This window comes from Nostoc sp. FACHB-280 (genome assembly GCF_014697615.1).
In the GTDB taxonomy this organism is placed as follows: domain Bacteria; phylum Cyanobacteriota; class Cyanobacteriia; order Cyanobacteriales; family Nostocaceae; genus Nostoc_B.
The window spans coordinates 1-4,823 of record NZ_JACJSD010000104.1 but is presented as its reverse complement, the minus strand read 5'-3'; the positions used below and the strand labels follow the sequence as shown (position 1 = coordinate 4,823).

3 protein-coding genes are annotated in these 4,823 nt (G+C 38.2%); 1 reads left to right on the top strand and 2 read right to left on the bottom strand.

What is annotated here, in order from left to right; all coding sequences use genetic code 11:
- Window positions 1–116 precede the first annotated feature (116 nt).
- Both H6G75_RS32480 and H6G75_RS32475 read right to left on the bottom strand, forming a co-directional pair.
- Window positions 117–3,161 (bottom strand): Tn3 family transposase, encoded by a 3,045-nt coding sequence (locus H6G75_RS32480; RefSeq protein WP_190983967.1) that lies wholly within the window; start codon window positions 3,159–3,161, stop codon window positions 117–119.
- Between the two features lie 121 nt (window positions 3,162–3,282).
- On the bottom strand, window positions 3,283–4,197 hold the full coding sequence (locus H6G75_RS32475) for a tyrosine-type recombinase/integrase (protein WP_190983966.1): 915 nt from the start codon (window positions 4,195–4,197) through the stop codon (window positions 3,283–3,285).
- 76 nt (window positions 4,198–4,273) lie between these two features.
- Here H6G75_RS32475 and H6G75_RS32470 point away from each other — a divergent pair, with 76 nt between their 5' ends.
- A complete protein-coding gene (locus H6G75_RS32470) occupies window positions 4,274–4,744 on the top strand; it encodes a helix-turn-helix domain-containing protein (RefSeq protein ID WP_190983965.1) in 471 nt (156 codons plus the stop codon).
- The last annotated feature ends 79 nt before the right edge of the window (window positions 4,745–4,823 follow it).

Here is a 4,823-nt window from a genome sequence, read left to right as displayed (position 1 = left end):
GGCGTGGATCTAGCGAAGCTGTCACTAGGGGCAAGATAAGCTGAAAATACTGATATGAAAGGCTTTCAGACTATAAGTGTCTCGGATAGAATAACAAAGCGTATTTTTAGACACATTCACCCCGTCTCAATTGGCAACCTGACATTGAGATCCAAACGAAAAGTACCATAGGGATTAACGTGACCCCAAATTAAAGGCGAAAGCGCACGCAAATCCTCCAACTTCATCAACTTCATCCATTGTGGTTGAGACAAAACCTCCTGAATCATTAAAGTATTTATATATACCAAAGATATCTGGAGTAAATGCAGAGATAACACAGCTAATTCTTGGTCGGACAAACGATTAGTAGCAATCTCCCCACCCTTGCCATAAAAAATAAAACTGTTAGCACTATTCCAGTTCTCCACCACGTTGAGTCCAGCATTTATCTCTTGTCGCAGTTCAACCGAATGCAGGTATTTACATAAAAATATAGTTTTTACAGCCTTGCCCAATTCGGATAATGCTTGATAAGTAGGGTGTAATAAATTACCCCTAGTAAAACGCTTTAAGATGGCTTCAGTTTCCGCCATACCCAAACGCAGAGCTGTAGCATACTTCACCATCTGGTCGTATTGTTGACGAATTAAATCCCAGTTAATAGCGCGAGTTAAAATCGGTTGCAAGTTTGGATAAGCATCATTATTTCCAGTTGACGGGCGGTATAATTTCTGAACATTAATACGTTTAAGACGCGGCATTAACTGAAAACCCAGTAAATGACAGAAAGCAAAAGCCACTTCATTTTGACCGTGACTATCCACATAATTTGTCTCCACTTTCATTTCAGTACAGTGGCGTAATAATCCTTCAATCATGGCAGCCACTTCAGAAGAAGAACAAGTTTTTAACTGCGAGTAAATACAAACAGAATTCTTCTCAACGTGCCAATAAATCATCACACCCCGTCCACCATAACGAATGTGCCATTCAGTCATTAAATTTTGATCCCAAGCACCAAACTTTTTCGAGTCAGAAGCGCAGGCGGTTGTACCCTCTCCCCAAATAGTGGGAATTCTGGCAGTAAAAATTGCATTTGCAACACAGGCAATAGCATTGCGTAATTGTTCTTTCTGAATAAAATGACGCTTGACATGGAGTAAATCTTGATAATTATCGCCTTTAATCTCATCACTTAAACGCTTTAATCCAGTATTCGTTCCTAAACCATATAAACAAAGTAACAAGCGTTTTTGTAAAGTATAGTCGCCTAAAACCTCTCTGGTTGATACAGTCCGAAAGTGTTGGCTAAAATTTACTCGTAAATCAGTTTCTTTGAGAATATCTAAGAGGCTAGTCATCCGCCAACGTCTAGTAATTTCACTTTTTAAACGAGTCAAATTAGCAGGTTCATTTTGAGGATTTAAAGGCGAAACACAAATTCGACTTTTACCTGTATTTTTAATTGTGACTAATTTATTCTTAGGTATTCCTTTAGAAAATAAAGTTAATGCTTCATCCATCTGTTTTTGTAAATTAGCAATAAAGACTCCCACATCTGATGGTTGTTTCAAAGCTTGGAAATATTCTAATCTTTGTGCCTCAAAATCAGCAGGTAAATCTTCTTCAGGGTTTCTGTAACGATTAGCTCCTACAACCCAGATTTCTTTGCATCTGAGCTTTTCTCTCAATGCTTGCAGCACGCTCAATTCATAATTAATGCGATTAACTTTGATTTCGTCGTCTGCTCCAGTCTCTAAGATAATTTCTTGCCAACCACTACGTAATACCCCTTCAATGGGTATATCTTCTCCTGCATCATAATAACGCTGTTTACTATCAGCATACTTTTTAAGTATTGATATCGCTTGAATAACTGGACGGTGAACTTCATTATTTGAACGGAATTCTAGCTTGTTTAAAATTAATGGTAAAATTCGACGATAATATCCACCATAAGAAGAACGCATCACCGTATAAACTTTCTCACGGTAAGCATTCCCTGTAGATTTATACTCTTTCACTAAATTCTTGAGAGTTACCTCACTTACCACCGGAAAAATCACATCTTTGACTGTGCCATCAGGTGTTTTCAAGGAAGCTTCTGCCATTTGGTATAGGAGATTATTCTTTCCATGAACCCGTTTAAAATCCTGAATAAGTTCTTTATCTACACGTTTTTCTGCATTGGCACCTATGCGATGCACAATCTGGATGAGTAACTCTACTAAATTATCTATAACTTCTTGACTTCTGAGCCAACAAAAAGCTGTAAATAGTGTGTAGCGGATATGTTCTGGGTGACGGCGTAAGTCACGAGGATGTTCAACAATTACTCGACTTTTATAGACTTGGAGAACTTTGGTGGGGATTTTTTTAAATAAGTCTGCTGGTAATTCTAATTGCTCAAAAATCTCTAACTTAGCGACTTCTTTTTGAAAACTTTCTACACCAATTCTCCCTGGGTCTGTTTTTAATTCAGCCCATGTTAATCTGGAAACATCAGTGTTGATTTCTGAGTTGTTCGTGTTATCTAACTGTTGAGATAATTGGATATCTCCCCGATTAATCAGTTGTTTATCATGATTTAGTTCTGTGGTATCATCTAATTCTTGGTCTGAAGCTTTCTCCTTCAAAAAATCATCTATCCACTTTTTAGATTGGTGAGATAGTTGGGAAGCTATGTCCCGAAAAAATTTAGATTCAAAATTTCTAATAGCAGAGCGAATGATACGTTCTAATCTGGAATCTGTTGGTGGCTCAAGTTTTAAATTCCGTAGTCTCGCTATGGCGGCAAGTTTTAGTTGTTCAAATTTTAAGTCATAAATTAATGCTTGTTCAGCTAACCAATTAGTTAATTCTTTAGCATCACTAACTTTGGTTTCTCGAAATCCAAAGAATTCTCTAATTTGAGCGCGATGATATTTTATGGAGCGTCCTTGCCAATCGTAGTAAGAGTACTTCTCTGGGGGAATATCTAAAAGTTTGGCAACATAATTAACAACGCTTATGGAGATTTCTTGATTATTAAGAGGGAATCTGGCATAAATCTCAAAAAACTTCAGCAATATAGCAAAACCTAACCTATTCTCGTCATTTTTTTGATTCAGTAATGCTAATTCTTCTGGGAGTAGCGTCCAATACTCTACTAATTCTTCTGGCTGCCAGGTTTTTTTCATTAAGTCTCACTCTTCAACCAAACAGTATTCTACCTTCTTTGGGGTAGGAATCTTTAACTGAGATAAAATGCTGTTTCTTGGTGAAGAACATAGTGTAACTGAGTGATTCTATATAATTGCCCTAAAGGTCAGCATCTGGAGCAGAATTAATCAGTATATTCAAGGCATGACGTGCGGCTGATTCTGATTTTTGTGAGGTGACTTTAGCGTAACGTAAAGTTGTCTGAATGCTTTCATGCCCCATTAACGAGCATAATTCTTCAATACTGATTAATCCCACTCTTTCTGTAGCAAATGTATGTCGTAAATCGTGAATGCGACAGAGTTGAAGTTGGGGATACTTGTTGGTTATCTCCCGCCAATAATCATGCAATGTATGGTAGCTGATTCTACTTACTTTTAGAGTGACTGGATGTTGTGCTGTAAATAAGGCATTTGTGTTTTTATGCCGTGAGTATTTTAAGTATTTAGCAAGTGCTAAAGCTGCATCATCGCTGTAATAGCACCAACGTTGTTTGTTACCTTTACCCAATACTTGAAATTTCTGATTATTAATATCTACAGAATCTATATTTAGGGCTAAAAGCTCTCCTATTCTGCATCCTGTGCGATGCAGTAAATGAACTATTGCACTAAGACGTAAGTCATATTTTACGGCAGCATATAGTATATTTAGTTGTGATTGTGTTAGATATCTTATTGTATCGTCGCTTTTATGTTCGCCTTTCTCTCTTTCAGGTAGACGTTGTTTTAGTCCCCTGATGGGGTTGGATTTTATATACCCTTGTTCTACTGCAAAGTTAAGCAAACTTTGTAGTATTGCTTGATGCTTGTGGTGTGTTGTGTATTTTAAATGACTGAGATTATTTAGATACTCAACTAATGTTTGCTTACTGATAATTTCTATTGACCAACTTCCATACTTTTGCAGTAACAGTCCGAGGGTCACTTCATAGGTTTCTCTAGTACTTGGTGCTAGACCAGGGCGCTCTAAAAATTCGGTCGTGACAGTGGCTAAAGTTACACCCGATTTCACGGTGGTTTATGTATTTTTGACAAGGTTTTTTATCAATAAATTATATATCTTTTGAGTAGTTAATTAACAGCTTTTTATGGATACTTTTACAACTCCTCACCCATCTGAATCCCTTGCTAGTTACGTTTCACGGGTCAGGAAGAAACTCAATTTGACTCAGTTGGAGTTGGCGGATGCTGCTGGTATACACGGACGCTCTGTGGGGAAGATTGAGCGGGGGCTTACAGCCAAAATTAATCGTAAGACACTTCAGGGAATAGCCCTCGCACTTGGCGTGCCTCAAGAATATTTAGATGCTGTGATCAAGGGTGAGGAAGTATCTCAGGTTAGAGGGGTTAAGTTTTGTCCCCAATGTTGGAATCCTGGTGCGGCGGTTGACCCTATGTGGGGTCATGTCAAGGCCAAGTTTTGTTATCTGTGCGGTACACCGATTCGAGCTAACTGCGCGAATTGCGGTGAGTTGGTGTTGTCTCTGAGACACAGATTCTGTCCAATTTGTGGCTGTGCTTATAAAACGCCCGTCAAAACTGCTAAAACCCAATCATGAACTTTTTTTTCTCAAACCCAGATTCCACAATACTTTCAGCCTATCTTGCCCCTAGTGACAGCTTCGCTATATCTACGCC